Origin of the sequence: Mesorhizobium sp. M7A.F.Ca.AU.001.01.1.1, from assembly GCF_004022735.1 — a bacterium.
In the GTDB taxonomy this organism is placed as follows: Bacteria; Pseudomonadota; Alphaproteobacteria; order Rhizobiales; family Rhizobiaceae; genus Mesorhizobium; species Mesorhizobium ciceri.
Genome location: NZ_RZPF01001165.1, coordinates 1 through 1,076, shown reverse-complemented (window position 1 = coordinate 1,076; position 1,076 = coordinate 1). Strand labels below are relative to the sequence as shown.

The following is a 1,076-nucleotide window of genomic DNA, read 5'->3' as shown; positions in this document are numbered from 1 at the left end:
CGTCTCCAACGTCAGCGGCGGGCCGGCCGGCACCGCGATCGGCAACATCTGGGGCTGGCGTGCGACTTTCTGGGTGATGTGCGCGCTGGGTGTCGCGGCAACGCTTGCCATGGCAGCCCTTTTGCCGCGCACCACCGGCTCATCGGCCAAGCCCGCCGGTTTCGCCCGCGAGGTCCGCGTGCTGGCCCGCCAGCAGGTCTGGACATCGCTGATCCTGATGCTGATGCTGATGATCGGCCAGTTCGGCCTGTTCACCTACATCACGCCGACACTGCTCGAAGTCACCGGTCTCGACGAGAACCTGGTGCCGTGGGTGCTGCTGCTCAACGGCGTCGGCGCGACGCTCGGCGTCTTCCTCGGCGGCAAGCTCTCCGACTGGAAGCTGATGCCGTCATTGATCACCATGCTGGCCCTGCAGGCGGTGACGCTTGGCGTGATCTATGCCGTCAGCCCCTATCCCCTGCCGATGGTTGTGGCGATCGTCATCTGGGGCGGTCTCAACTTCGCCATCGGCACGCCGATCCAGACCCGCATCCTGGCCTGGACGGCAGATGCTTCCAACCTCGCCTCGTCGCTCATTCCCTCCGGCTTCAATGTCGGCATCGCGCTGGCCGCTTCGTTGGGCGCCGCGATGCTGAACAGCGGCTATGGCTACCGCAGCCTGCCGCTGCTGGGCGCCATCGCCATGCTGGTCGCCGTGGCAGTGGCGCTCGCCTCTTATGTCTGGGAAGGGCGCAGCAACGCCACGCCGCCGCTGACAGCCCCAGCCGAGTAGATCACGATCCGGAAAAGTGGACGCCGGTTTTCCGAAAAGATCGTGATCAACCAAAAGCGCTTCACCCGCGCCAGCGCAGCAGGCGCATGGCGTTGGCGGTGACCAGCACGGTCGCGCCGGTATCGGCCAGGATCGCCGGCCACAGGCCGGTGATGCCCAAAATGGTGGTGACCAGGAACACCGCCTTCAGCCCCAGCGCCACGGTGATGTTCTGGCCGATATTGGCCATCACCGCCCGCGACAGTTTCACCATACGCGCGACGTCCATGACGCGGCCGTGCAGGATCGCCGCGTCATGGAC

The 1,076-nt window shown here is 66.0% G+C and carries 1 protein-coding gene and 1 pseudogene; one reads left to right on the top strand and one right to left on the bottom strand.

Annotated elements, in window-relative coordinates; genetic code table 11:
* Nucleotides 1-775, top strand: a 775-nt coding sequence (locus EN884_RS36775) for an MFS transporter (protein WP_164895453.1), incomplete at its 5' end; no start/stop codon positions are given.
* A gap of 61 nt (nt 776-836) precedes the next feature.
* Here EN884_RS36775 and EN884_RS36770 read toward each other — a convergent pair.
* Nucleotides 837-1,076: pseudogene (locus tag EN884_RS36770) on the bottom strand (heavy metal translocating P-type ATPase); the annotation flags it as partial.